This window comes from Streptomyces sp. NPDC048392 (genome assembly GCF_043200575.1).
In the GTDB taxonomy this organism is placed as follows: Bacteria; Actinomycetota; Actinomycetes; order Streptomycetales; family Streptomycetaceae; genus Streptomyces.
In genome coordinates this window covers 186,011-210,186 of record NZ_JBICYB010000008.1, presented here as the reverse complement: position 1 = coordinate 210,186, position 24,176 = coordinate 186,011, and the positions used below count along the sequence as shown (strand labels likewise).

General features: G+C 71.5%; 25 protein-coding genes. 20 read left to right on the top strand and 5 right to left on the bottom strand.

The features are described 5' to 3' along the window. Nucleotides 1-46: 46 nt before the first annotated feature. The 6 genes from ACGFYH_RS14785 to ACGFYH_RS14760 all read left to right on the top strand — a co-directional run bounded on the left by ACGFYH_RS14785 (nt 47) and on the right by ACGFYH_RS14760 (nt 7,292). Entirely contained in the window at nt 47-1,852 is a 1,806-nt protein-coding gene (locus tag ACGFYH_RS14785; protein WP_393803505.1) for an ABC transporter substrate-binding protein, read from the top strand. A 139-nt stretch (nt 1,853-1,991) separates the two neighbouring features. Beyond that, entirely contained in the window at nt 1,992-2,990 is a 999-nt protein-coding gene (locus ACGFYH_RS14780; protein ID WP_393803504.1) for an ABC transporter permease, read from the top strand. Continuing rightward, entirely contained in the window at nt 2,987-4,084 is a 1,098-nt protein-coding gene (locus ACGFYH_RS14775; protein ID WP_393803503.1) for an ABC transporter ATP-binding protein, read from the top strand. Before ACGFYH_RS14780 ends, ACGFYH_RS14775 begins: the two co-directional genes overlap by 4 nt. 47 nt (nt 4,085-4,131) lie before the next feature. Next, nucleotides 4,132-5,499 carry an ABC transporter ATP-binding protein gene (locus ACGFYH_RS14770; protein ID WP_393803538.1) on the top strand — a complete coding sequence of 456 codons (1,368 nt, stop codon included), beginning with the start codon at nt 4,132-4,134 and terminating at the stop codon, nt 5,497-5,499. A gap of 69 nt (nt 5,500-5,568) precedes the next feature. Continuing rightward, nucleotides 5,569-6,228 (top strand): trimeric intracellular cation channel family protein, encoded by a 660-nt coding sequence (locus ACGFYH_RS14765; RefSeq protein WP_393803502.1) that lies wholly within the window; start codon nt 5,569-5,571, stop codon nt 6,226-6,228. Nucleotides 6,229-6,431: 203 nt separating this feature from the next. After that, nucleotides 6,432-7,292 (top strand): thioesterase family protein, encoded by an 861-nt coding sequence (locus tag ACGFYH_RS14760; RefSeq protein ID WP_393803501.1) that lies wholly within the window; start codon nt 6,432-6,434, stop codon nt 7,290-7,292. A 12-nt stretch (nt 7,293-7,304) separates the two neighbouring features. On the opposite strand, the gene ACGFYH_RS14755 is transcribed toward ACGFYH_RS14760, so the two are convergent. Beyond that, nucleotides 7,305-7,931 (bottom strand): TetR family transcriptional regulator, encoded by a 627-nt coding sequence (locus tag ACGFYH_RS14755; protein WP_393803500.1) that lies wholly within the window; start codon nt 7,929-7,931, stop codon nt 7,305-7,307. Between the two features lie 124 nt (nt 7,932-8,055). Between ACGFYH_RS14755 and ACGFYH_RS14750 the strand changes: the two genes are divergently transcribed. The 3 genes from ACGFYH_RS14750 to ACGFYH_RS14740 all read left to right on the top strand — a co-directional run bounded on the left by ACGFYH_RS14750 (nt 8,056) and on the right by ACGFYH_RS14740 (nt 9,811). Further along, nucleotides 8,056-8,223 carry a hypothetical protein gene (locus tag ACGFYH_RS14750; protein WP_393803499.1) on the top strand — a complete coding sequence of 56 codons (168 nt, stop codon included), beginning with the start codon at nt 8,056-8,058 and terminating at the stop codon, nt 8,221-8,223. Nucleotides 8,224-8,257: 34 nt separating this feature from the next. Next, nucleotides 8,258-8,551: a DUF4190 domain-containing protein gene (locus tag ACGFYH_RS14745; protein WP_393803498.1), complete on the top strand. Its 294-nt coding sequence runs from the start codon at nt 8,258-8,260 to the stop codon at nt 8,549-8,551. Nucleotides 8,552-8,641: 90 nt separating this feature from the next. Next, nucleotides 8,642-9,811, top strand: coding sequence for a cysteine desulfurase family protein (locus ACGFYH_RS14740; protein WP_393803497.1), 1,170 nt, complete (start codon nt 8,642-8,644; stop codon nt 9,809-9,811). Nucleotides 9,812-10,009: 198 nt separating this feature from the next. Here ACGFYH_RS14740 and ACGFYH_RS14735 read toward each other — a convergent pair whose 3' ends face one another. Continuing rightward, on the bottom strand, nt 10,010-10,741 hold the full coding sequence (locus ACGFYH_RS14735) for an N-acetylmuramoyl-L-alanine amidase (protein ID WP_393803496.1): 732 nt from the start codon (nt 10,739-10,741) through the stop codon (nt 10,010-10,012). Nucleotides 10,742-10,801: 60 nt separating this feature from the next. On the opposite strand from ACGFYH_RS14735, the gene mnmA reads away from it, so the two are divergent. Continuing rightward, nucleotides 10,802-11,932 carry a tRNA 2-thiouridine(34) synthase MnmA gene (mnmA, locus tag ACGFYH_RS14730; RefSeq protein ID WP_393803495.1) on the top strand — a complete coding sequence of 377 codons (1,131 nt, stop codon included), beginning with the start codon at nt 10,802-10,804 and terminating at the stop codon, nt 11,930-11,932. 28 nt (nt 11,933-11,960) lie between these two features. Here the strand turns inward: mnmA and ACGFYH_RS14725 are convergent, their stop codons facing one another. Both ACGFYH_RS14725 and ACGFYH_RS14720 read right to left on the bottom strand, forming a co-directional pair. Then, nucleotides 11,961-12,740 carry an alpha/beta fold hydrolase gene (locus tag ACGFYH_RS14725; RefSeq protein ID WP_393803494.1) on the bottom strand — a complete coding sequence of 260 codons (780 nt, stop codon included), beginning with the start codon at nt 12,738-12,740 and terminating at the stop codon, nt 11,961-11,963. Between the two features lie 64 nt (nt 12,741-12,804). Further along, nucleotides 12,805-13,131 (bottom strand): DUF427 domain-containing protein, encoded by a 327-nt coding sequence (locus tag ACGFYH_RS14720; RefSeq protein ID WP_393803493.1) that lies wholly within the window; start codon nt 13,129-13,131, stop codon nt 12,805-12,807. An 89-nt stretch (nt 13,132-13,220) separates the two neighbouring features. Here ACGFYH_RS14720 and ACGFYH_RS14715 point away from each other — a divergent pair, with 89 nt between their 5' ends. The 5 genes from ACGFYH_RS14715 (at nt 13,221) to ACGFYH_RS14695 (ending at nt 20,240) form a co-directional block, all read left to right on the top strand. Beyond that, nucleotides 13,221-13,760 carry a TIGR00730 family Rossman fold protein gene (locus ACGFYH_RS14715; protein WP_393803492.1) on the top strand — a complete coding sequence of 180 codons (540 nt, stop codon included), beginning with the start codon at nt 13,221-13,223 and terminating at the stop codon, nt 13,758-13,760. A gap of 27 nt (nt 13,761-13,787) precedes the next feature. Beyond that, nucleotides 13,788-14,477: an SDR family oxidoreductase gene (locus ACGFYH_RS14710; RefSeq protein WP_393803491.1), complete on the top strand. Its 690-nt coding sequence runs from the start codon at nt 13,788-13,790 to the stop codon at nt 14,475-14,477. 47 nt (nt 14,478-14,524) lie between these two features. Beyond that, a complete protein-coding gene (locus ACGFYH_RS14705) occupies nt 14,525-15,538 on the top strand; it encodes a methionine synthase (RefSeq protein ID WP_393803490.1) in 1,014 nt (337 codons plus the stop codon). Between the two features lie 15 nt (nt 15,539-15,553). Beyond that, nucleotides 15,554-17,761 carry an NAD-dependent DNA ligase LigA gene (gene ligA, locus ACGFYH_RS14700; protein ID WP_393803489.1) on the top strand — a complete coding sequence of 736 codons (2,208 nt, stop codon included), beginning with the start codon at nt 15,554-15,556 and terminating at the stop codon, nt 17,759-17,761. Between the two features lie 256 nt (nt 17,762-18,017). Then, entirely contained in the window at nt 18,018-20,240 is a 2,223-nt protein-coding gene (locus ACGFYH_RS14695; RefSeq protein WP_393803488.1) for a putative bifunctional diguanylate cyclase/phosphodiesterase, read from the top strand. A gap of 204 nt (nt 20,241-20,444) precedes the next feature. Here the strand turns inward: ACGFYH_RS14695 and ACGFYH_RS14690 are convergent, their stop codons facing one another. Continuing rightward, the gene (locus tag ACGFYH_RS14690) at nt 20,445-21,035 is read right to left on the bottom strand and encodes a TetR/AcrR family transcriptional regulator (RefSeq protein ID WP_393803487.1); all 591 of its coding nucleotides are present in this window, start codon (nt 21,033-21,035) and stop codon (nt 20,445-20,447) included. An 85-nt stretch (nt 21,036-21,120) separates the two neighbouring features. Here ACGFYH_RS14690 and ACGFYH_RS14685 point away from each other — a divergent pair, with 85 nt between their 5' ends. The 5 genes from ACGFYH_RS14685 (at nt 21,121) to ACGFYH_RS14665 (ending at nt 24,165) form a co-directional block, all read left to right on the top strand. After that, nucleotides 21,121-21,492: a DUF4267 domain-containing protein gene (locus ACGFYH_RS14685; protein ID WP_393803486.1), complete on the top strand. Its 372-nt coding sequence runs from the start codon at nt 21,121-21,123 to the stop codon at nt 21,490-21,492. Between the two features lie 30 nt (nt 21,493-21,522). Then, on the top strand, nt 21,523-22,041 hold the full coding sequence (locus tag ACGFYH_RS14680; protein WP_393803485.1) for a cupin domain-containing protein: 519 nt from the start codon (nt 21,523-21,525) through the stop codon (nt 22,039-22,041). A gap of 92 nt (nt 22,042-22,133) precedes the next feature. Beyond that, on the top strand, nt 22,134-22,430 hold the full coding sequence (gatC, locus tag ACGFYH_RS14675; protein WP_393803484.1) for an Asp-tRNA(Asn)/Glu-tRNA(Gln) amidotransferase subunit GatC: 297 nt from the start codon (nt 22,134-22,136) through the stop codon (nt 22,428-22,430). Between the two features lie 5 nt (nt 22,431-22,435). After that, nucleotides 22,436-23,929, top strand: coding sequence for an Asp-tRNA(Asn)/Glu-tRNA(Gln) amidotransferase subunit GatA (gene gatA, locus ACGFYH_RS14670; RefSeq protein WP_393803483.1), 1,494 nt, complete (start codon nt 22,436-22,438; stop codon nt 23,927-23,929). Next, complete coding sequence (locus ACGFYH_RS14665; RefSeq protein WP_393803482.1) at nt 23,926-24,165, top strand: hypothetical protein; 240 nt, start codon at nt 23,926-23,928, stop codon at nt 24,163-24,165. The genes gatA and ACGFYH_RS14665 overlap by 4 nt, the downstream gene beginning before the upstream one ends. The last annotated feature ends 11 nt before the right edge of the window (nt 24,166-24,176 follow it).

Sequence of the window (24,176 nt, the reverse complement as noted above, 5' to 3'; positions counted from 1 at the left end):
TGGCACCTGCACGGCGTCTCTCATCTAATCCGGAGGATCCGAGATCGTGACTACCCAACGCACCTCAGGGCGGCGCAAGCAGGCTTTGGCCGCTGCCGCAGTGGTCGCCGCGCTGCTGACCACGGCGGCGTGCGGCGGCGGCGGCGGCGATGACGACAGCGGCGGCGGTTCGAAGAACGGCGCGGCCGGCTTCGACGCAGCCAACAACAAGGTCGCCCAGGCCTCCGAGGCCAAGAAGGGCGGGACGCTGAAGTTCGCCAGCACGCAGGACGCCGACTCGTGGGACACCACGCGCGGCTACTACGGCTTCATGTGGAACTTCTCCCGCTACTACAGCCGTCAGCTCGTCACGAACAAGACGGAGCCGGGCAAGACCGGTGCCGAGGTCACCCCCGACCTCGCCACCGACGTCGCCAAGGTCTCGGACGACGGCAAGACCTACACGTACACCCTGCGTGACGGCGTCACCTGGGAGGACGGCAAGCCGGTCACCTCCAAGGACGTCAAGTACGGCATCGAGCGCGTCTGGGCGCAGGACGTGCTGTCCGGCGGCCCGACGTACCTCAAGGAGGTGCTCGACCCGAAGGACGAGTACCACGGCCCGTACAAGGACAAGTCCAAGGACAAGCTGGGCCTGAAGGCCATCGAGACGCCGGACGACAAGACCATCGTCTTCCACCTGCCGCAGGCCAACTCGGACTTCGAGGAGATGCTCGCGCTGACCTCGGCGTCCCCGGTCCGCCAGGACAAGGACACCAAGTCCAAGTACGGCCTGCACCCGTTCTCCTCGGGCCCGTACAAGTTCGAGTCCTACAACCCCGGCAAGGACCTGACCCTGGTCCGCAACACCGAGTGGAAGCAGGCGTCGGACCCGGTCCGCAAGGCGTACCCGGACAAGATCACGATCAAGTTCTTCACCAACGCCAACGACCTGGACGCCCGTCTGATCGCCGGCGACTACGACATCGACCTGGCCCAGACCGGCCTGTCCCCGCAGGGCCGCACCACCGCCCTGAAGGAGCACAAGGCCAACCTGGACAACCCGGTCTCGGGTTACATCCGGTACGCGGTGTTCCCGCAGAACGTGAAGCCGTTCGACAACATCCACTGCCGCAAGGCCGTGCTCTACGGGGCCGACCACGTCTCCCTGCAGACCGCGCGCGGCGGCCCGGTCGCCGGTGGCGACATCGGCACCAACATGCTGCCGCCCGCCGTCCCGGGCGCCGAGGGCCAGAAGTACGACCCGTACGAGATGGCCGGCGCCAACAAGAACGGCAACGCCGACAAGGCCAAGGAAGAGCTGAAGGCCTGCGGCAAGCCGAACGGCTTCAAGACCACCATCGCCGTCCGCAACAACAAGCCGGTCGAGGTGGCCACCGCCGAGTCCCTCCAGGCGTCGCTGAAGAAGGTCGGCATCGACGTCGAGATCGACCAGTACGACGGTTCGCAGTACGCCAGCGTCATCGGCAGCCCCTCGAACGTGCACAAGAAGGGCTACGGCATCATCATCATGGGCTGGGGCCCGGACTTCCCGTCCGTGCAGGGCTACGGTCTGCCGCTGTGGCACAGCGACTACATCCTCGACAGCGCGAACAACAACTTCGCGATGATCGACGACAAGAAGATCGACGGTCTCTTCGCCGACTACCTGACCGAGCTGGACGACGCGGGTAAGACGAAGATCGCCACGGAGATCAACCACAAGGTGATGGAGGGCGCGTACTACCTGCCCTTCGTCTTCGAGAAGTTCATCAACTGGCGCTCCAGCAACGTGGCGAACATCTACACCACCGACGCTTACAGCGGCATGTACGACTTCGTCAACCTCGGCCTGAAGAACCCCAAGAAGTAACCGGTACACCCGCCGTACGGCACGAAAGGCAGGTGAAGGCCGGCGCGGCGTGACCGCGGGCCGCCGGAAGTCCCCCACAGCCCACAAGGCATGGGCGGACCCCCACCGGCGGCCCGCGGTACGCAGCGGGCCGCAACCCGTGCTCGCTTACCTCATCAGGCGGCTGTTCGCCGCCGCAGTGATGCTCGTGGTCATCATCCTGGTGGTCTTCTGCATCTTCTTCCTCGTCCCCAAGTGGGCCGGGGTCGACATCGCCCTGAACTTCGTCGGCAAGCAGGCGGACCCCGCCGCCGTCGAGGGTGTGCGGGAGAAGCTGGGTCTGGGCGACCCGGTCCTCGTCCAGGCCTGGGAGTTCTTCAAGGGCATCTTCGCGGGTCGCACCTACGCGTCCGGCGGTGACGTGACCCACTGCTCCGCGCCCTGCTTCGGCTACTCCTTCAAGACCGAGCAGTCCGTCTGGCCGGTGCTGACCGAGCGTTTCCCGGTGACCCTGGCTCTCGCGCTCGGCGCCGCCGTGCTGTGGCTGATCTTCGGCGTGGCCGCCGGTGTGCTCTCCGCCCTCAAGCGCGGTTCGCTGTGGGACCGCGGTGCGATGGTCGTCGCCCTGGCGGGTGTCTCCCTCCCCATCTACTTCACCGGTCTGCTCAGCCTGGCGGTCTTCTCCTACGGCCTGGGCTGGATCAACGGTGAGTTCGTACCGCTCGACGAGAGCTTCGGCGGATGGTTCGGCGGCATGATCCTGCCCTGGGTCACCCTGGCCTTCCTGTACGCGGCGATGTACGCCCGGATCACCCGCGCCACCATGCTGGAGATCCTCGGCGAGGACTACATCCGCACCGCGCGGGCCAAGGGGCTCAAGGAACAGGTCGTCATCAGCAAGCACGCGATGCGGTCGACGCTGACCCCCCTGCTCACCATGCTCGGCATGGACCTCGGCGCCCTGATGGGCGGTGCGATCCTGACCGAGACCACGTTCAGCCTCCCCGGCCTCGGCCAGAAGGTGCTGGACGCGATCAAGAACCACGACCTGCCCTTCATCCTGGGCGTCGTCCTGATCACTTCTCTCGCGGTGCTGATCGCCAACCTCGTGGTGGACATCCTGTACGCCGTGATCGACCCCCGAGTGAGGCTCGCATGACCGAACTGAGCAAGAGCGGGGCCGCGGTGGGCGAGCCCACCGGCAGCTCGCCCGCGCCGACCTCCTTCCTGGACGTACGCGACCTCAAGGTCCACTTCCCGACCGACGACGGCCTGGTGAAGTCCGTCGACGGGCTCTCCTTCCAGCTGGAGAAGGGCAAGACCCTCGGCATCGTGGGCGAGTCCGGCTCCGGCAAGTCGGTGACCTCGCTCGGCATCATGGGCCTGCACACCGCCGGCCAGTACGGCAAGCGCAAGGCCCGGATATCCGGCGAGATCTGGCTGGACGGCACCGAGCTGCTGTCCGCCGACCCGGACCACGTCCGCAAGCTGCGTGGCCGCGAGATGGCGATGATCTTCCAGGATCCGCTGTCCGCGCTGCACCCGTACTTCACGATCGGGCAGCAGATCGTGGAGGCGTACCGCATCCACCACAAGGTGGACAAGAAGACCGCCAGGCGCCGTGCCGTGGAGATGCTCGACCGGGTCGGCATCCCGCAGCCGGACAAGCGGGTGGACAGCTACCCGCACGAGTTCTCCGGCGGTATGCGACAGCGCGCGATGATCGCGATGTCGCTGGTCAACAACCCCGAGCTGCTCATCGCGGACGAGCCGACCACCGCCCTGGACGTGACCGTCCAGGCGCAGATCCTCGACCTCATCCGGGATCTGCAGAAGGAGTTCGGCTCCGCGGTCGTCATCATCACCCACGACCTGGGCGTCGTCGCCGAACTGGCCGACGACCTCCTGGTGATGTACGGCGGCCGGTGCGTCGAGCGCGGTCCGGCTCAGAAGGTGTTCTACGAGCCCCGGCACCCCTACACCTGGGGCCTGCTCGGCTCGATGCCGCGGCTCGACCGCGACCAGCAGGAACGCCTCATCCCGGTCAAGGGCTCGCCGCCCTCCCTCATCAACCTCCCGTCCGGCTGCGCCTTCAACCCGCGCTGCCCGTACGCCGACGTGCCCAAGGACGACGTCACCCGCACGGTCCGTCCCGAGCTGACCGAGGTCGGCAGCGAGCACTGGGCCGCCTGCCACATGTCGCAGGAGCAGCGGGAGCGTATCTGGATCGAAGAGATTGCGCCGAAGCTGTGAGCGACGAAGCCAAGGACGAAACCAAGCGCAGGGCCGAGGACGAAGCAGTGGCCATCCCCGCGCAGAGCGACGGCACCGAGGGCGAGTCCGCCGGGACCGCCACTCTCACCAAGGACGCCGCCCCCGGTGAGGCCCTGCTCAAGGTGACCGGGCTGCAGAAGCACTTCCCGATCAGGAAGGGCCTGCTGCAGCGCCAGGTCGGCGCGGTCCGCGCCGTCGACGGTATCGACTTCGAGGTCAGGGCCGGCGAGACGCTGGGTGTCGTGGGCGAGTCCGGCTGCGGCAAGTCGACCATGGGCCGGCTGATCACCCGGCTTCTCGAACCGACCGCGGGCAAGGTCGAGTTCCAGGGCAAGGACATCACCCACCTCGGGGTCGGCGGCATGCGTCCGCTGCGCCGCGACGTGCAGATGATCTTCCAGGACCCGTACTCCTCGCTGAACCCGCGCCACACCATCGGCACGATCGTCAGCGCCCCCTTCAGGCTCCAGGGCGTCCGGCCCGAGGGCGGGGTCAAGAAGGAGGTGCAGCGGCTGCTGTCGGTGGTCGGTCTCAACCCCGAGCACTACAACCGCTACCCGCACGAGTTCTCCGGCGGCCAGCGCCAGCGCATCGGCATCGCCCGCGCGCTCGCGCTCAACCCGAAGCTGGTCGTGGCCGACGAGCCGGTCTCCGCGCTCGACGTGTCGATCCAGGCCCAGGTCGTCAACCTGCTCGACGACCTGCAGAGCGAGCTGGGCCTGACGTACGTGATCATCGCGCACGACCTGTCCGTCGTCCGGCACGTCTCGGACCGCATCGCGGTGATGTACCTCGGCAAGATCATGGAGCTGGCCGACCGCGACCTGCTCTACAAGACGCCGATGCACCCGTACACCAAGGCGCTGATGTCGGCCGTCCCGATCCCGGACCCGGCGCGCAAGTCGGCCAAGAGCGACCGCATCCTGCTCCAGGGCGACGTCCCCTCGCCGATCGCACCGCCGAGCGGCTGCCGGTTCCACACCCGGTGCTGGAAGGCGACGCAGATCTGCACGACCACCGAGCCGCCGCTGAAGGAACTCCGCCCCGGTCAGCAGGTGGCCTGCCACCACCCGGAGAACTTCGAGGACCAGGCCCCGCAGGACGTCGTCCTGCTCTCCGACGCCAAGCAGGCGGCGGAGCTGGTTGCGGAGGACGCCCTGGCGGAGTCGGCGGCGACGTCGGCGGCAGTGGCCGCCGAGGCCGAGGCCGAAGCCCCGGCCGAGGATGCGGAGAGCGCCGAGGCGGATGCCCCGGACACGGCGGATGCCCCGGACACCGCGGATTTCCCGGACACGGCGGACGGCGACGGTGGTGACGCCGGCGACGCCGGTGACGCCGGTGAAAAGCCCACCGCCGAGGACGCCGACGAGGAGCCTTCCGCCAAGGAGAAGTGACCTCGGCCGCCAGTGAGCCCCTGCCTTCGTTTGTAAGGCGGGGGCTCTTCGGCAGGTAAGAATGGAAGGGTGTACGAGCAACTCTTCAGCCCCACCGTCCAGCACACGCTCGACCTGATCGGCATCTTCGTCTTCGCCATCTCCGGCGCCCTGCTGGCCGTACGCAAGAACTTCGACGTCTTCGGCATCGCCGTGCTCGCCGAGGTCACCGCGCTGGGCGGCGGAATGTTCCGGGACCTGGTCATCGGCGCGGTGCCGCCCGCCGCCTTCACCGATCTCGGGTACTTCCTCACCCCCCTCTTCGCGACGCTGCTGGTCTTCTTCCTCCACCCCCACGTGGAGCGCCTCCAGAGCGGCGTGAACATCTTCGACGCGGCCGGGCTCGGCCTGTTCTGCGTCGCCGGCACCACCAAGGCGTACGACTACGGGCTCGGCCTGACCGCCTCGGCCTGCCTGGGCCTGGCCACCGCGGTGGGCGGCGGCGTCCTGCGCGACGTGCTCGCCAACGAGGTGCCCTCACTGCTGCGCTGGGACCGTGACCTGTACGCCGTCCCGGCGATCGTCGGCTCCGCGATGGTCGCCCTGTGCATCCGCTACGAGGCGCTCACCCCGTTCACCAGCGCACTCGCGGTCGTCACGGCCTTCGTGCTGCGGCTGCTCGCCCTGCGCTTCCACTGGCGGGCGCCGCGCGCCTGGAACCGGCGGTCGACGGTGGTGGAAGGGGACTGAGCGGATCGCGTCCGTCCTCGCCCAGGCGTGGTCGGCCGGGGGCGTGGAGCCGCTGGAGGCCGCCCTGGGCGAGTGGCGCGGCCGGGTGTCCGTCCGGGGGCGGGCGACGGTGGCCGGGTCGGCGCAACTGGAGGTGTATCTGCGTGCACGGGAGTGGACAGGAAAAGCTACCGCTTAGTATTTTCCTGTTGTACCGTGCAGTCATGCCAGAAGCAGCCTCCGCAGCGGCCACGCGGGCCACCATCGGCGACAGCGAGTTCGACCGGGACACCGCCGCCACCCGGCGCGCCCCCGGCGTCTACGACATCGACCTGTCGGCCGGCTTGACGATCGTCAGCGCCGTCAACGGCGGCTACCTGCTGGCCGTCCTGGGCCGGGCCCTCGGCGACGCGCTCCCGCACCCCGACCCCTTCACCGTCTCGGCGCACTACCTCACCGCCTCCCGGCCCGGCCCGGCGGTCGTGCGCACCGAGACCGTCCGCACGGGGCGCTCCCTGTCCACCGGCCAGGCCTCCCTCTTCCAGTACGACGACGAGGGCAACGAAGTCGAGCGCATCCGCGTCCTCGCCTCCTACGGCGACCTCGACGCGCTGCCCGACGACGTCCGCACCTCGGCGAAGCCGCCCGCGATCCCGCCGATGGACCAGTGCTTCGGCCCGGCCGACGGCCCCGTCCCCGTCGAGGGCAGCTCGGCCATCACCGACCGGCTGAGCCTGAAGCTGGACCCCGCCACGCTGGGGTGGGCGCTGGGGCGGCCCTCGGGCCGGGGTGAGATGCGGGCCTGGTTCGGGCTCGCCGACGGCCGCGACGCCGACCCGCTCTCGCTGCTCCTCGCCGTGGACGCGCTGCCGCCGACCGCCTTCGAGCTGGGACTCAAGGGCTGGGTGCCGACGGTCGAGCTGACCGCGCACGTGCGCTGCCGTCCGGCGCCGGGCCCGCTGCGGGTCTCCATCACCACCCGCAACCTCGCCGGCGGCTTCCTGGAGGAGGATGCCGAGGTCTGGGACAGCGCAGACCGGCTGGTCGCGCAGTCCCGCCAGCTGGCCCGGGTCCGGCTGGGCTGACCCGGAGGCGCCTCAGTCCAGCCAGTGCGTGCGGCCGACGCTGATCAGCCGCAGTTGCCGCCGTGCCGTCTCGACGGCCCGGCGGCGCTCGTCTTCCGGGGCGTCCAGCGTCTCCAGGAAGAGGGACGCCGTGATCAGCATCTGGTCGACGTAGAGGCCCGCCAGCATGCGCAGGTCGGTCTCGCTCCAGCCCGCCGCCGACGCGTCCGTGGCCAGCTCGGCCTGCACCTCCTCGGCGAACCGCGCCAGTTGCTCCCGTATCGCCCGGCGCACCGGCTGCACCCCGCCGTGCCGCTCCCGCGCGACGAAGCGGACGTGGGCCGGGTGCGCGGCCACGTGACCGGCGATCAACTCGACCGCGCGAGCGATGCGTTCGTCGTCGTCCTCGGCCGGTGACATCGTGGTCCGGATCATCGGGTGGAGGCTGCCCAGCGCCTCCTCGACCAGCGCCACACCGAGATCCGCCGTGGAGTGGAAGTGCCGGTAGAAGGCGGTCGGGGCGACGCCCACGGCGCGGGTGACCTCGCGCAGGCCCAGGCTGCTCAGGCTCTGCTCCTCCAGCAGGCCGAGCGCCGCGTCCAGGAGCGCCTGCCGGGTCTTCTGCTTCTGCGCCTGCCGAACGCCGGAGGTGTGACTCATGCCATGCAGTTAACAACTGTTCTCTGGAATTGAAAAGCCGTACGGCGCGTTAGACTGAAAAGTCAGTGAACAACTGTAACCACAAGCGTTCACCGAAGCCCGGAAGATCCGGAGGACCCGCTCCATGCTGTTTCTCGTCGTCGCACTCCTGCTCCTCGGGGTGGTCATGGGCACCGTCGCCCACGCGCCGCTCGCCTTCTCGGTCGCGGCCGGCCTGGTCATCGCCGTCTGGCTCGGCATCTTCGCCCTCCGCGAGCGGCACGGCCGCCGACGGAGCACCTCCGCCCACTGACCCGCCTCCACCGACGCACGGCAGGGAGAACGTCATGCAGCTCACCGCACCGGCCCACCGCACCCCCGACGCCAAGCGCCCCACCCGCCGCACCGGCATCCACGACACCGACGGCATGGCCGTCGCCGCCTTCGTCCTCGGTCTGCTCGGTCTGCTCGTCCTCAACGTCTTCCTGGGCCCGGTCGCCATCGCCCTCGCGAGCATCGCCCTGTGGCGCGGCACGGCCCGCCGCGGCCGGGCCCTGCTCGGGCTCGGCCTGGGCGTCGCCGACCTGCTGGTCCTGGTGGTGTTCATGTCCGCGGACAACACGATGTCGTGGAGCCTGTGAGCCACCGCACCGCCTCGTCCGGGCCGTTCCGCGACGAGGCCGGCCTTGGTCCGAGGCCGGGCGGAACCGCCCCGTAGAATCGGCCGCACCATGGCTTACCTCGACCACGCCGCGACCACCCCGATGCTTCCCGAGGCGGTCGAGGCACTCACCGCGCACCTGGGCGTCACCGGCAACGCCTCCTCCCTCCACGCGTCCGGCCGCCGGGCGCGGCGCACCGTCGAGGAGGCCCGCGAGACCCTCGCCGAGGCGCTCGGCGCCCGCCCCAGCGAAGTGGTCCTCACCTCCGGCGGCACCGAGGCCGACAACCTCGCCGTCAAGGGCCTGTACTGGGCCCGCCGCGACGCCGTCCCGGCCCGCACCAGGGTCCTGGCCAGCCCCGTCGAGCACCACGCCGTCCTGGACGCCGTCCACTGGCTCGGCGAACACGAGGGCGCCACCGTCGAGTACCTGACCGTCGACGCCCACGGCCGCGTCCACCCCGAGACGCTGCGCGCGGCCATCGCCCGCGACCCCGGCGACGTCGCCCTCGCCACCGTCATGTGGGCCAACAACGAGATCGGTACGATCATGCCGGTCCGGGAACTCGCCGACGTGGCCGCCGAGTTCGACGTGCCCCTGCACGCCGACGCGGTCCAGGCCTTCGGCCAGCTCCCCGTCGACTTCGCCGACTCCGGGCTCGCCGCGATGACCGTTTCCGGCCACAAGATCGGCGGGCCCTACGGCATCGGCGCGCTGCTCCTCGGCCGGGAGTACACGCCGGTGCCCGTCCTGCACGGCGGCGGCCAGGAACGCCACGTGCGCTCCGGCACCCTCGACGTCCCCGCCGTGGCCTCCTTCGCGGTCGCCGGCCGTCTCGCCGCCGAGCGGCGCGAGCGGTTCGCCCGCGAGATCGGCGCCCTGCGCGACGACCTGGTCGACGCCGTCCGTACGGCCGTCCCGGACGCGATCCTCGGCGGCGACCCGACACCTCAGGGGCGCCTTCCCGCCAACGCCCACTTCACCTTCCCGGGCTGCGAGGGCGACTCGCTCCTCCTGCTGCTCGACGCACAGGGCATCGAGTGCTCCACCGGCTCCGCCTGCACCGCGGGCGTCGCCCAGCCCAGCCACGTCCTGCTGGCCACCGGGAGCGACCCCGACCTGGCCCGGGGCACCCTGCGCTTCTCGCTCGGCCACACCTCGACCGAGGCCGACGTGGAGGCACTCGCCAAGGCGATCGGCCCCGCGGTGGAACGCGCCAGGGCGGCGGGGCTGACCTGAGCCCTGTCGTCGGACTCCCGTCTGCCCGGCGGCGTCATGCAGCACTCTCGCCGTGGCGGGCCCCGACCCGGGTACATCCGGTACGAGGCCCGGGACCCGGCACGCCGAGAGCACGCACCCGACGCCGCGGGGCCGCCCTCCGGGCGGCGACGCGAGTTCGAGGACAGGGCCTGGCGCGACCCGCCTCGCGGAACCGGCCTAGACGGCGGAGGGCGGGGGACTGCTCGACGGACCGCCGGACGGACCGCTCGTGGCCGCCCGCCGCACCAGCTTCAGGTACCGGTCCCAGTCCCAGTGCGGCCCGGGGTCGGTGTGGTCGGTGCCCGGCACCTCCACGTGGCCGATCACGTGCTCGCGGTCCACGGGTATCCCGTACCGCGCACAGATCCCCGCCGTCAGCCGCGCGGAGACGGTGTACATCGCGTCGGTGAAGTCCTGCGGGCGGTCCACGAACCCCTCGTGCTCGATGCCGACACTGCGTTCGTTGTAGTCGCGGTTGCCCGCGTGGTACGCCACGTCCAGCTCGCGGATCATCTGGGTGACGCGCCCGTCCTGCCCCACTACGTAGTGCGCGGCCGCCTTGTGCCCCGGGTCCTGGAAGGCTCGCACCGCGCTGTCGAAGCTGCCCTGCGTGACATGGACGACCACCATGTCGATGCCGAAGTCGTCCGGCCGGTCCGCCCGCCGCCAGTTCGCCTCCGACGCCGCCACCCACCGGGCGCCCGCGTAGTCGACCGCGCCCTCCTCGCGGGGCCGCTCGACGCCCGGCATCCGCCACCACAAGCGGGCCAGCTCGTCGCGGGCCAGCGCGGCCGTGCCCGCGGCCGCCACCGCGGTACCGACGAGCAGCGCACGGCGGCCTATGCGCCGGTCGCCGTCCGCGGACCCGCCGCTCGCGGCCCCGCCCGTGGATCCCTTCTTCGCCCCCATGCGATCTTCAACGCATACCCGCGCGCTCCGGTTCCCGCGTCCCCGTACCCTGGAGGGGTTATGACTGAGACCCCGCAGCGCACCCGTCCCCTCCGTGTCCTCGCCGCCATGTCGGGCGGAGTCGACTCCGCCGTCGCCGCCGCCCGCGCGGCCGAGGCGGGGCACGACGTGACCGGCGTCCATCTGGCGCTCTCCGCGAACCCGCAGTCCTTCCGGACGGGTGCGCGGGGCTGTTGCACCATCGAGGACTCACGGGACGCCCGCCGCGCCGCCGACGTCATCGGCATCCCGTTCTACGTGTGGGACCTCGCCGACCGCTTCCGGGAGGACGTGGTCGAGGACTTCGTCGCCGAGTACGAGGCCGGCCGCACCCCGAACCCGTGCCTGCGCTGCAACGAGAAGATCAAGTTCGCCGCGCTGCTCGACAAGGCGCTGGCCCTCGGCTTCGACGCCGTCTGCACCGGCCACTACGCGAAGGTGATCACCCGCGAGGACGGCGTTCGCGAACTGCACCGCGCCTCCGACACGGCCAAGGACCAGAGCTACGTCCTCGGCGTGCTCGACGACCGGCAGCTGGCCCACGCCATGTTCCCGCTCGGCGACACCCTCACCACCAAGGACGAGATCCGCGCGGAGGCCGAGCGCCGGGGACTGGCCGTCGCCAAGAAGCCCGACTCGCACGACATCTGCTTCATCGCCGACGGCGACACCCAGGGCTTCCTCGCCGACCGCCTGGGCAAGGCCGAGGGCGACATCGTCGACGAGGCGGGCAACCGGCTCGGCACCCACGAGGGCGCCTACGGCTACACCATCGGCCAGCGCAAGGGCCTCAGGATCGGCACCCCGGCCCCCGACGGCAAGCCCCGCTACGTGCTGGACATCTCCCCGGTGGACAACACCGTGACGGTCGGCCCGGCCCAGGCGCTCGACGTCGACGCCCTGCGCGCGATCAAGCCCCGCTGGTGCGGCGCCGCCCCCACCGGCCCCGGCACCTACACCGCCCAGCTCCGCGCCCACGGCGGCGAGACCGAGGTACGGGCCGAACCGGTCGACGGGGCCCTGGACGTGTCTTTCACCGCGCCGGTGCGCGGCGTCGCCCCCGGCCAGGCGATCGTGCTGTACGACGGCACGCGCGTGGTGGGCTCGGCGACCATCGCGTCCACCACGCGCGTGGCGGCCGGCGCGGCCTGAGCCGTCCGCCGGGCACGCGCACACCGGATCACCCGGCGAAGAACTCCGCCAGCACCGGCGCCAGTACGCCCGGCTCCGCCATGTGGGTCTGCCTCTCCACGGTGCCGTACGTGCCGTCGGGGGCGGCCTCCGCGACCGCCCGGGCGGCCTCGTGCCACCACGCGTCGCTCGCGCCGCCCGCGAGGGCCAGCAGGGGAGCGGCGACCGAGGCGATCGTGGACCGGGGGACCCGGCTGTCGCCCATCACGGCGTCGTCGTGGGCCAGACTCGGCGCCACCGACTCCATCCCGGCCCACATGGGCGACTGCCGGGCGCCCCGGATCATGTCCTCGCCCAGGCCGGTACGGCGCAGGAACAGCTCCACCGCGTCGCCGTGCCTGCCCTGCCCGAGCGCCTCCGTCAGCCGCGCGGTGTACTCGGCCGCGGCCGGTGCGGCGGAGTCGTCCACGGTGTACGGCACCTCGTACACGGCGACCCGGCGCACCGGCAGTCCGCTCGCCGCCGCCCGGAGCACCAGCGCGCCGCCCGACGAGACGCCGCACAACGACGCCTCGCCGCCCACCGCCTCGATCAGCGCCGCCAGGTCCTCGATCTCGCGCTCCACCGCGTAGGGCGCCGTGTCGCCGCTCTCGCCGCGGCCCCGGCGGTCGTACACGGTGACGGCGAAACGGTCCGACAGGGCGGCGGCCAGAGGAGCGAGGGTCGCACCCGTCGACATCGCACCGCTGACGAGCACCACCGCCGGCCCCCGGCCGGAGCGTCCGTACGCGATGCGCGTGCCGTCGGGGGAAAGGGTCTTCTTCTCCATGCCTGTGCAGACTGTCCTACGGCACGGCATTCATCGCCCAGGACACGGATCACTCACGTGTCGCTCAGGACACCTCGACCTCGTAGAAGCAGAGATGGTCCTTGATCTGAGCCACCTCCGGCCTCGGGTCCGGGTACGCCCATACCAGGTCCGCCGCCGCGTCCGGCAGCGACCAGTACGAAGCGTCGCCCTTGAAGGGGCAGTGCGTGTGCGTGCCGGACGGGGTCAGCAGGTCGAGGCGCACGTCCTGGGGCGGGATGTAGTACCGCTCGGGAAGGCCCGTCTCCCGCAGGACCAGTGCCTTGTCGCTCTCCGCCAGCACCTGCCCGTCCCGTACGACGCGCACGTGCCGGTCGCTCGGCTCGACGGTGATGCGGTGTCCCTTGGTCACGATCGTTCTCCTCGGTAGCCGGTTCTCCTGATGACAGCACGACCGGTAGCCGCGTTCTTCCCGCCGGGGCGGAAACGTACCGTTGACCCATGAACATCTGCGTCTTCCTCTCCGCCGCCGACCTCGACGAGCGCTACACTCGCCCCGCGCAGGAGTTCGGCGGACTGCTCGGCAAGGGCGGTCACACCCTGGTCTGGGGCGGCTCGGACGCCGGCCTGATGAAGGTGGTCGCCGACGGCGTGCAGGAGGCCGGCGGAAGGCTGCTGGGGGTCTCGGCCGACTTCCTGGCGGCCCAGGCGCGCGAGGGCGCCGACGAGATGGTGATCGCGCGCGACCTCGCCGAACGCAAGCGGCTGCTGCTGGAGAAGGCCGACGCCGTGGTCATCATGGTGGGCGGCACCGGCACCCTCGACGAGGCCACCGAGATCCTGGAGCTGAAGAAGCACGGGCACACCGACAAGCCGGTGGTCCTGCTCAACACGGCGGGCTTCTACGACGGTCTCAAGGAGCAGTTCCGCCGCATGGAGGACGAGGGCTTCCTGCCCCGCCCCCTCACCGAGCTGGTGTTCTTCGCCGAGGAGCCGGTCGGCGCGCTCGCCTACCTGGAGGAGAGCCAGGGCATCGGGTGAGGCGCCGGTGATGCGAGCATGGCGGGCATGGCTACACATGTGATCACCGGAGCGGGCTCCGGCATCGGCGCGGCCGTCACCCGCCGCCTGCACGAACGCGGCGACGAGATCGTGCTGCACGCGCGCGACGCGGGCCGCGCCAAGGAGCTGGCCGCCGCGTATCCCGGCGCGAGGACACTGGTCGGCGACCTGGCCGACCCGGGCAAGCTGTCCTGGGCCCTCTCCCACCAGACGCTGCCCGACCGGGTGGACTCGCTGCTGCACGTCGCCGGGGTCGTCGACCTCGGCCCGGTCGGCGACCTCACCCCGAAGTCCTGGCACCACCAGCTGAACGTCAACCTGGTCGCCCCCGCCGAGCTGACCCGCCTTCTCCTGCCCCAGCTCCGCGCCGCCCAGGGCCAGGTACTCTTCGTCAACTCCGGATCCGGCCTGAACGCCCACGCGGGCTGGGCCGCGTACGGCGCCTCCAAGCACGGTCTGAAGGCGCTGGCCGACGCCCTGCGGCAGGAGGAGCACGCGAACGGCGTCCGGGTCACCTCGGTCTACCCCGGCCGCACCGCCAGCCCCATGCAGGCCAAGGTCCACCAGCAGGAGGGCAAGGAGTACGACCCGGCGCAGTGGATCGACCCCGAGTCCGTCGCCACGACGGTCCTGATGGCCCTGGACCTGCCGAGGGACGCGGAGGTCAACGACCTGACGGTGCGCCCGGGCCGGTGACGGACCGCGGGCGGCGCCGGGCGCGGCATCCCGCTTAGGCTGGCCGGGTGAGCGACAACAGCCAGACCAGCCCGCGTTTCGGCCCCGCCACCGGCGTCGGCTCCCTCCCGGGGGACGATGCCCGCGAGGCCGCCAAGACCGCCACCGGTACCTTCGAGGACTTCCCCTTCCTTCCCGAGCTGCCCGCCCGCGGCCCCGGCGCGGACATGATCGGCCGCACCGCCGGAATGCTCGTCGAGCTGTACGCGCGCGTGGAGCCCAGCGGCTGGCGGCTCGGCGACCGGCCGGGGCGGGACACCAGGCGGGCCCGGGCCTGGCTCGGGGAGGACCTCGACGCGCTGGAGGAGTTCACCCAGGGCTACGAAGGCCCGTTGAAGATCCAGGCCGCCGGCCCCTGGACGCTCGCCGCCGCCCTGGAGCTGCGGAACGGCGAGGCCGTCCTCTCCGACCCCGGTGCCTGCCGCGACCTCGCCGCATCCCTCGCCGAAGGCCTGCGCGTGCACCTGGCGGAGGTCCGGCGCAGGGTGCCCGGCGCCCGGCCCGTGCTCCAGCTCGACGAACCGTCGCTCACCGCCGTCCTGCACGGCCGGGTGCGCAGCGCCAGCGGCTACCGCACCCACCGCGCCGTCGACCGCCAGGTGGTGGAGGCGACCCTCCGCGAGGTCGCCGGGGTGCACGGGGACGGCCCCGTCGTGGTCCACTCCTGCGCACCGGACGTGCCGTTCGCGCTGCTGCGCCGGGCGGGCGTCGCGGGCGTCTCCTTCGACTTCTCACTTCTCACCGAGCGTGACGACGACGCGGTCGGTGAGGCCGTCGAGGGCGGCACCCGGCTGTTCGCCGGTGTCGTGCCGGGCACGGACACCGCATTGTCGGACCCTGCCGGTAGCGTCATGGGTGTCAGGACGCTGTGGCGCAGGCTGGGGCTGCGCCCGGAGCTGCTCGCGGAGGCGGTCACCGTCACTCCGGCGTGCGGACTCGCGGGTGCCTCCCCGGAGTACGCCCGCCACGCCCTTGCCCACTGCGTCCGGGCGGCGAGATCCCTCGCGGACGACCCAGAGTAACGGGAGGACCATACGGTGGCCGGCGACAAGCAGGGCGACAAGCAGGCGGAGACGACGAGCGTGCCCGCCGAGGCGCGGGAGAAGCACGCGCAGCTCGCCGAGCGGATCGAGGAGCACCGCTTCCGGTACTACGTGAACGACGCGCCCGTCGTCAGCGACGCGGAGTTCGACCGGCTCCTGCGCACCCTGGAGGAGCTGGAGGAGCGTCATCCGGAGCTGCGCACCCCCGAGTCCCCTACCCAGAAGGTCGCCGGCGCCTACGAGACCGAGTTCACGGCCGTCGAGCACCCCTCGCGCATGCTCTCCCTCGACAACACCTTCAACGACGAGGAACTGGCCGCCTGGACCGAGCGCATCGCCCGGGAGCTGGGCGAGCAGGAGTACCACTTCCTGTGCGAGCTGAAGGTCGACGGACTCGCCGTCAACCTCACCTACGAGCGCGGCCGCCTGGTCCGCGCCGCCACCCGCGGCGACGGCCGCACCGGCGAGGACATCACGCCCAACGTCCGCACCATCGCCGAGATCCCCGAGCGTCTGAAGGGCGACAAGGTCCCCGACCGCGTGGAGATCCGCGGTGAGGTCTTCTTCCCGATGGAGAAGTTCCAGGAACTCAACGCCCGGTTGAACGAGGCGGGGGACAAGCCCTTCGCCAACGCGCGCAACGCGGCGGCCGGTTCGCTCCGCCAGAAGGACCCGCGCGTCACCGCCACGCGCCCGCTGCACATGGTCGTCCACGGCATCGGCACCCTGGAGGGCTACTCGGGCCCGACCCGCCTCTCCCAGGCGTACGAGCTGCTGAAGACCTGGGGCCTGCCCACCTCCGCGCACAACAGGGTGGTCGACGGCATGGACGGTGTGCGCGAGTTCATCGCGTACTACGGCGAGAACCGGCACTCGGTGGCCCACGAGATCGACGGCGTCGTCGTCAAGCTCGACGAGATCCGCCTCCAGGGCCGGCTCGGTTCCACTGCCCGCGCGCCCCGCTGGGCCATCGCCTACAAGTACGCGCCGGAGGAGGTCAACACCAGGCTGGTCGACATCAAGGTGGGCGTCGGCCGCACCGGCCGCGTCACGCCGTACGCACAGGTCGAGCCGGTCACGGTGGCCGGCAGCGAGGTGGAGTTCGCCACGCTGCACAACCAGGAGGTCGTCAAGGCCAAGGGCGTGCTCATCGGCGACACCGTGGTGCTGCGCAAGGCCGGTGACGTCATCCCGGAGATCCTCGGACCGGTCGCCGACCTCAGGGACGGCAGCGAGCGGGAGTTCGTGATGCCGGCCGAGTGCCCCGAGTGCGGGACGCCGCTCAAGGCCATGAAGGAGGGCGACATCGACCTCCGGTGCCCCAACGCCCGTGCCTGTCCGGCCCAGTTGCGCGAGCGTCTCGCCTACCTCGCAGGCCGGGAGTGCCTGGACATCGAGCACTTCGGCGGGGTCGTGGCGGCCGCGCTGACCGGCCCGCTGGAGCCGTCCGAGCCGCCGCTGGTGGACGAGGGCGACCTCTTCGGCCTCACCGTCGAGAAGCTGCTGCCCATCAAGGCGTACGTCCTCGACCCGGACAGCGGGCTGCCCAAGCGCGACCCCAGGACCGGCGAGGAGAAGATCGTCACGGTTTTCGCCAACAAGGAGGGCGAGCCGAAGAAGAACACCCTCGCGCTGCTGAAGCACATCGAGGAGGCCAAGGCCCGCCCGCTGGCCCGCTTCATCAACGGCCTGTCCATCCGGTACGTCGGGCCCGTCGCCGCACAGGCCCTCGCGCGGGAGTTCCGCTCCGTCGACCGCATCGAACAGGCCACCGAGGAGGAGCTGGCGAGCACGGACGGGGTGGGCGGCACCATCGCCACCGCCGTCAAGGAGTGGTTCGCCGTGGACTGGCACCGCGAGATCGTCCGCAAGTGGAAGGCGGCCGGCGTCCCCCTGGAGGACCGGTCGACCGGGGAGGACGAAGGACCGCGCCCACTCGAGGGACTCACCGTCGTCGTCACCGGCACCCTGGAGAACTTCACCCGGGACGGGGCCAAGGACGCCCTCCAGACCAGGGGCGCCAAAGTGACCGGATCGGTGTCCAAGAAGACGTCGTTCGTCGTGGTCGGTGACAATCCCGGTTCGAAGTACGACAAGGCGATGCAACTCAAAGTGCCGGTTCTGGACGAGGACGGTTTCGCCGTCCTGCTCGAACAGGGAGCCGAAGCGGCGGCGGGCGTCGCGCTTTCGGCTGAGGAATAGCGGTTGAAGGCCACCCGATCGGCGCATATCAGATGCATACGGGTGGCCGGGGCGCATTCGGGCAACCGTCGACGACCAGTGCCCCTGGAAGCCATCCGCGGCCTACTGTTGAGGTGTGCGCCCGCCGTGCCCAGCTGCGGTCGGGGCATCCCCCTGCCGCGAGTGACAGGGAGAGGGTCTCCCACGCGGAGCCGTTGAAGGTGGTCGAGGCGGGGGCCGCGTGGCGTGGGCACCGCCGGCTGTGAGAGGGACGGGAATGGAACCGACCGAGAGCGCCGCCGCGGGCTCACGGCTGAGCCTGCGGCGCATGGTGGGCGCGAGGCACGTGAACCGGTGGCTCGGGCAACGCGATGGTGGCGTCCCGGCCCGCGCGACGGGCGCGGGCCGGGACGCGCCGCACACCGTCGGCCCCACCGCGGGTCTGTACGCCCCGGACGGTGAACGGCACCTGTCCTGGCCCGCGTTGCCCGCGACGATCGTCGCGGCGGCCGCCTTCGTGCTGGGTGCCGGCTTCTACCGGGCGTTCACCGACGGCCACGCCCTCTTCCCTTCCGGCACCGCCGGCTGGTCCCTGGCCGTGCTGGCCGGCATCGTCGTCGGCCACCTGGTCATGCTCGGCCGCTCCCGCTGGTGGGGCGGCACCGGCTCCGGCGCCGCCCTCACCCTCGCCGTCCTGCTGCTGTACGGCTGGGTTCCGGCCGGCATGGTCAGCCTCACGGTCGTCGTCCTGGTGGGCATAGCCCGCCGGGGCCGCTGGCGGCAGGGCGTCCTGCACGGCGCGGTGGACATCCTCGGCATCGCCGCGGGTGCCCTGATCCTCGGTGTCTGCGGTTCCGTGCCGTCCGTGGAGCACCCCTGGGACCCCAACACCTGGGGGGTGTACGCGGCGCCCAAGGTGGCGCTCGTCGCCGTCGCCTACCTCGCCGTCACCCGTGCCCTGTTGTGGTACCTCCAGACCCCGCGCCCCGACCTGCCCACCGTCGCCCGCACCGCCCTGGTCAGACAGGGCCTGGTCGCCGTCGCGCTGCTCGGCATCGCCCCGCTGATCTGCGTCGTCGCCGTCGCCAAGCCGCTGCTGCTGCCGCTGTTCGCCATCCCGCTCATCGCCCTCGACTCCACCCTGTGGATCGCCCGCGCCCGCGCCGAGGAGCAGCTGCGCGACCCGCTCACCGGCCTGCCCAACCGGCAGTGGCTGCTGGAACGGACCTGGACCGCGCTGGACGACGCCGAGCGCATCGGCGCCCGCGCCGCCCTGATGCTGTTCGACCTCGACCGTTTCCGGTCGGTCAACGACACGCTCGGACACCTCGCCGGTGACCGGCTGCTGTTGCAGACCGCCGACCGGCTGCGGCAGGCGCTGCCGCGCGGGGCGGAGGCCGCGCGGCTCGGCGGGGACGAGTTCGCCGTCTTACTGCCCGTCGCCGACTCCACCACGTCGGCGACCCGGATCGCCCGGAGCCTGGTGGCCGCGCTCAGTTCCCCGATGGACCTGGACGGCCTCACACTGGTCCTGGAGGCCAGCGCAGGCGTCGCCGTCTTCCCCGAGCACGCGCTGGACGCCGAAGGGCTGCTGCGCCGCGCTGACGTGGCGATGTACCAGGCGAAGCGGGACCGTACGGGCGTGGAGGTCTACGAGTCCAAGCGGGACTCCAACACCCCCGACCGCCTCGGTCTGCTGGGCGACCTGCGCCGGGCCCTGGACGCCCACGAGGTCCAGCTGCACTACCAGCCCAAGGTCCGCTTCGACGGACAGGTAGCGGGCCTGGAGGCCCTGGTGCGCTGGGTGCACCCCGAGCGCGGCAGGGTGCCGCCGGACGAGTTCATAGCGATCGCCGAGTCGTCCGGCCTGATGCCCCACCTCACCGAGTACGTGCTGGAGACTGCGCTCGCCCAGGTCGCCAGGTGGCGCGCGCAGGGCCTGTTCGTGCCCGTCGCGGTCAACGTCTCCCCGCGCGACGTCCACACCCCCGGCTTCGCGGGCTCGGTGGCCGCCAGGCTCGCCCGGCACGGCGTTCCCGCGGGAGCGCTCCAACTCGAGATCACGGAGCACGTCCTGCTGGAGGACCCGCAGCGCGCGGCCGACACCCTCAACGCGCTGACCGGGCACGGCGTGAAGATGTCCCTGGACGACTTCGGCACCGGCTACTCCTCCCTCGTGCATCTGCGCAGGCTTCCCGTCAGTGAGCTGAAGATCGACCGCTCGTTCGTGGCCCGGCTGGCCATCGACAACGAGGACGCCGAGATCGTGCGCTGCACCGTCGACCTGGCCCACTCGCTGGGACTGCTCGTCGTCGCCGAGGGCGTGGAGGACGACGAGACCTGGGAGCGCCTGCGCGACCTGGGCTGCGATGCCGTACAGGGCTGGCTGGTCGCGGCCGCGATGCCCCCGGAGGAGACCACCGCGTGGCTGCTCGCCCGGGGTTCCCGTGGCTGGGTGCGGGCCGCCGCCGCACTGCCCGCGGTGGCGACCGACGACTGACCCGGCCGCCGCCCGAGTCGTACGGCGGAGGCGGTCCCGCGGCGCTTCCCCGCCGTTCGGCGGAGGCGGTCCCGCAGCGCTTCCCCGCCGTTCGGCCGGTTCAGCCCGTTCGTTCCGTTCGGCCCGTTCAGGCCGTTCAGCCCGCTCGTTCCGTCCAGCCCGTTCGGCCCGCCCAGTCCGTTCCGCTCAGCCCGGGTGCTCCGCTCAGTCCGGGGTGGTCCGCGGCGCGAAACGCCCGATCAGCAGGGCCAGCCGGCGGTCGTGGGCCTCCTGCGGCAGCCGGCCGCTGCGCATCAGGGTCACCAGCCCGTGCAGACCCGCCCAGTACGTCTCCGTCAGCAGCGCCGGGTCGTCGCCCGCGGCGGCGAAGGGTTCGACGGCGCGCAGCAGCTCACCGAACGCCTCCCGGAGGGCCGCCGGAGCCTCGGGCGTGGCGAACGGCAGGTCCACCAGGTGCGTGAACATCGCGTCGTAGAGCGCGGGCCGCCGTCGGCCGAAGGACGTGTACGCCTCCCCGACCGCCGCCAGCGTCTCGCGCGCGCCCTCGGCCGCCGCGACCGCCGCCCGCAGTTCGGCCGTCAGCTCCTCGCAGCCCCGCACGGCGACGGCCGCCATGATCGCGTCCTTGCCCTTGAAGTGGCTGTACAGGACCGGCTGGCTGTACTCGATCTCGGCGGCCAGCCGACGGGTGGTGACCGCGTCCCAGCCTTCCGCCTCGGCCAGGTCCCGCGCGGCCGTCACGATCAGCCGCTCGCGTTCCGCTCGTTCGCGCTCCCGGCGCGTCTGGATCGTCATGACCGCGACTCTAGCAGTGCTAGCCATTCTGTCGACGCTCTGCTAGCGTCACTCTCTACCCTAGCACTGCTAGCAAGGAGTAGTCGTGACCGTCACCGCGTACACCCTGGCCGTCGTGCTCAACCTGTTCTGCGTGTTCCTCGGCTACCGCTTCCTGTTCCAGCCCGCCCAGGCCGCCACCGGCTACGGCGTCCCGGCCGACCCCGGCGGCGACGCCGGCACCTATCTGACGGTCAAGGGCGTCCGGGACGGCACGTTCGGCCTGGTGGGTCTGGCGCTGCTGGCCTTCGCGGGCGCCGGTGCCGAGGCGTGGTTCATGCTGTGCGTGGCACTCGTGCCGCTCGGCGACACGCTCACGGTGCTGCGCCGCGGGGGCACGAGGGCCGTGGCCCTCGGGATCCACTTCGCCACCGCGGTCGTCGTCCTGATCAGTGCCGGACTGCTCTTCGCGGTCTGAGCGCGCCGTACCGTCCCAGGGAGGTCGAGCATGTCGCTGTTCGCTCCGAAGTTCGACGAGTCCGTGATCGTCCGGGAGGCGGAGGCCGAAGTCGTCGGCCGCGCGCCCAGCACCGTGCGCCTGCTGGCGGACAGCAGCGCGACCGGCGGCGCCCTGTCCACCCAGCGCGTCACCCTCACCGCGGGCGCCGACGGTGCCGCGCCGCACAGGCACGACAACTCCGCCGAGATGTTCTTCCTGCTCGACGGGGCCGCCGACATCCTCTCCGGCGACGAGGTCCTCACCGCCGGCCCCGGTGATCTCGTCGTCGTCCCGCCCGGCAAGCCGCACGCCTTCGCCGCCTTGCCCGGAGCCGACGCCGACCTGCTCATCGTCCTCGCGCCGGGCGTCGAGCGCTTCGAGTACTCCCGCCACCTGCGGCGCATCGCCCTCGGCGAGGCCACCCGGGAGAGCCTGCTGGAGGTGCAGAACCTCTACGACAACCACTTCCTGAGCAGCACCGCCTGGGACGCGCGCCGCCGGGGAGCGGCCCCGGGGGAAACCGTTTAACGGCCACGGGGCCCGGCCCCATAGGATTGGGCCACACCGACTTGCCCAAGCCGATTTGCCCCAACCGCACACTCACCCCAGAGGAACGCCGCATGCCTGGCATCACGCGCGAGGAGGTCGCCCACCTCGCCCGGCTGGCGCGTCTGGAGCTGAAGCCCGAAGAGCTCGAGCACTTCGCGGGACAGCTGGACGACATCATCGGCGCGGTCGCCCGCGTCGGCGAGGTCGCCGACCAAGACGTACCGCCGACCTCGCACCCGCTCCCGCTGACGAACGTCATGCGGCCGGACGAGGTCCGTCCGTCGCTCACGCCCGAGCAGGCGCTCTCCGGCGCCCCGGCCCAGGAGCAGCAGCGTTTCAAGGTGCCGCAGATCCTGGGGGAGGAGTAACCGCCATGAGCGACATCATCAAGCTCACCGCGGCCGGGATCGCCGCGAAGATCGCCTCCGGCGAGCTGACCGCCGTCCAGGTCACCGAGGCCCACCTGGCCCGCATCGAGGCCGTCGACGAGAAGGTGCACGCCTTCCTGCACATCGACCGCGAGGGCGCGCTGGCCCAGGCCCGCGCCGTCGACGCGAAGCGCGAGCGCGGCGAGAAGCTCGGCCCGCTGGCCGGCGTCCCCCTCGCGCTCAAGGACATCTTCACCACCGAGGGCATCCCCACCACCGTCGGCTCGAAGATCCTCGAAGGCTGGATCCCGCCGTACGACGCGACCGTCACCCGGCGTCTCAAGGCCGCCGACGTCGTCATCCTCGGCAAGACCAACATGGACGAGTTCGCCATGGGGTCCTCCACGGAGAACAGCGCGTACGGCCCGACCGGCAACCCCTGGGACCTCACCAGGATCCCCGGCGGCTCCGGCGGCGGCTCCTCCGCGGCCCTCGCCGCCTTCCAGGCCCCGCTCGCCATCGGCACCGACACCGGCGGCTCCATCCGCCAGCCCGCGGCCGTCACCGGCACGGTCGGCGTCAAACCGACCTACGGCGGCGTCTCCCGCTACGGCATGGTGGCGTTCTCCTCCTCCCTCGACCAGGGCGGCCCCTGCGCCCGCACGGTCCTGGACACGGCCCTGCTGCACGAGGTGATCGCCGGGCACGACCCGATGGACTCCACCTCCATCGACGCCCCGGTCCCCGCGGTCGTCGAGGCCGCCCGCAACGGCAGCGTCGACGGCATGCGCGTCGGCGTCGTCAAGCAGTTCCGCGGCGAGGGCTACCAGCCCGGGGTCGTCCAGCGCTTCGACGAGTCCGTCGAACTGCTGAAGTCGCTGGGTGCCGAGATCGTCGAGCTGGACTGCCCGTCCTTCGACCTCGCGCTCTCCGCGTACTACCTGATCGCCCCCTCCGAGTGCTCCTCCAACCTCGCCCGCTTCGACGGCCTGCGCTACGGCGCGCGCGTCGGCGACGACGGCACGCACTCCGCCGAGGAGGTCACCTCCCTGACCCGCGAGGCCGGCTTCGGCCCCGAGGTCAAGCGCCGCATCATGCTCGGCACGTACGCCCTGTCGAGCGGGTACTACGACGCGTACTACGGCAGCGCCCAGAAGGTCCGCACCCTCATCACGCGGGACTTCGAGAAGGCCTTCGAGCAGGTCGACGTGATCGTCTCCCCGACGACCCCGACCACCGCCTTCGCGATCGGCGAACGCGCCGACGACCCGATGGCGATGTACCTGGCCGACCTGTGCACCATCCCCACCAACCTGGCGGGCAACGCGGCCATGTCGCTGCCCTGCGGCCTCGCCCCCGAGGACAACCTGCCGGTGGGTCTGCAGATCATCGCCCCCGCCATGAAGGACGACCGGCTCTACAAGGTCGGCGCCGCCGTCGAGGCCGCCTTCGTGGAAAAGTGGGGCCACCCGCTGATCGAGGAGGCACCGTCGCTGTGAGCGCGCTGACCAAGGCCAAGGGCTTCAAGAAGTCCAAGTCCGGCCTGTACGTCTCGATGGCCACCTCGGCGTTCGGCGCCGTGGGTGTCTACAAGCAGATCAAGAAGGCGCGTGGCGACAGCGACACGCTGCGGCTGCTCGACGCCGTCGTCACCGGCGCCGCCGTCGTCACCAACCTCGCCATCCTCTACCGCGAGCTGAAGCGCCTCGGCGACGACGACGTCCTGCTGGGCTGAGAGGGAAGTTA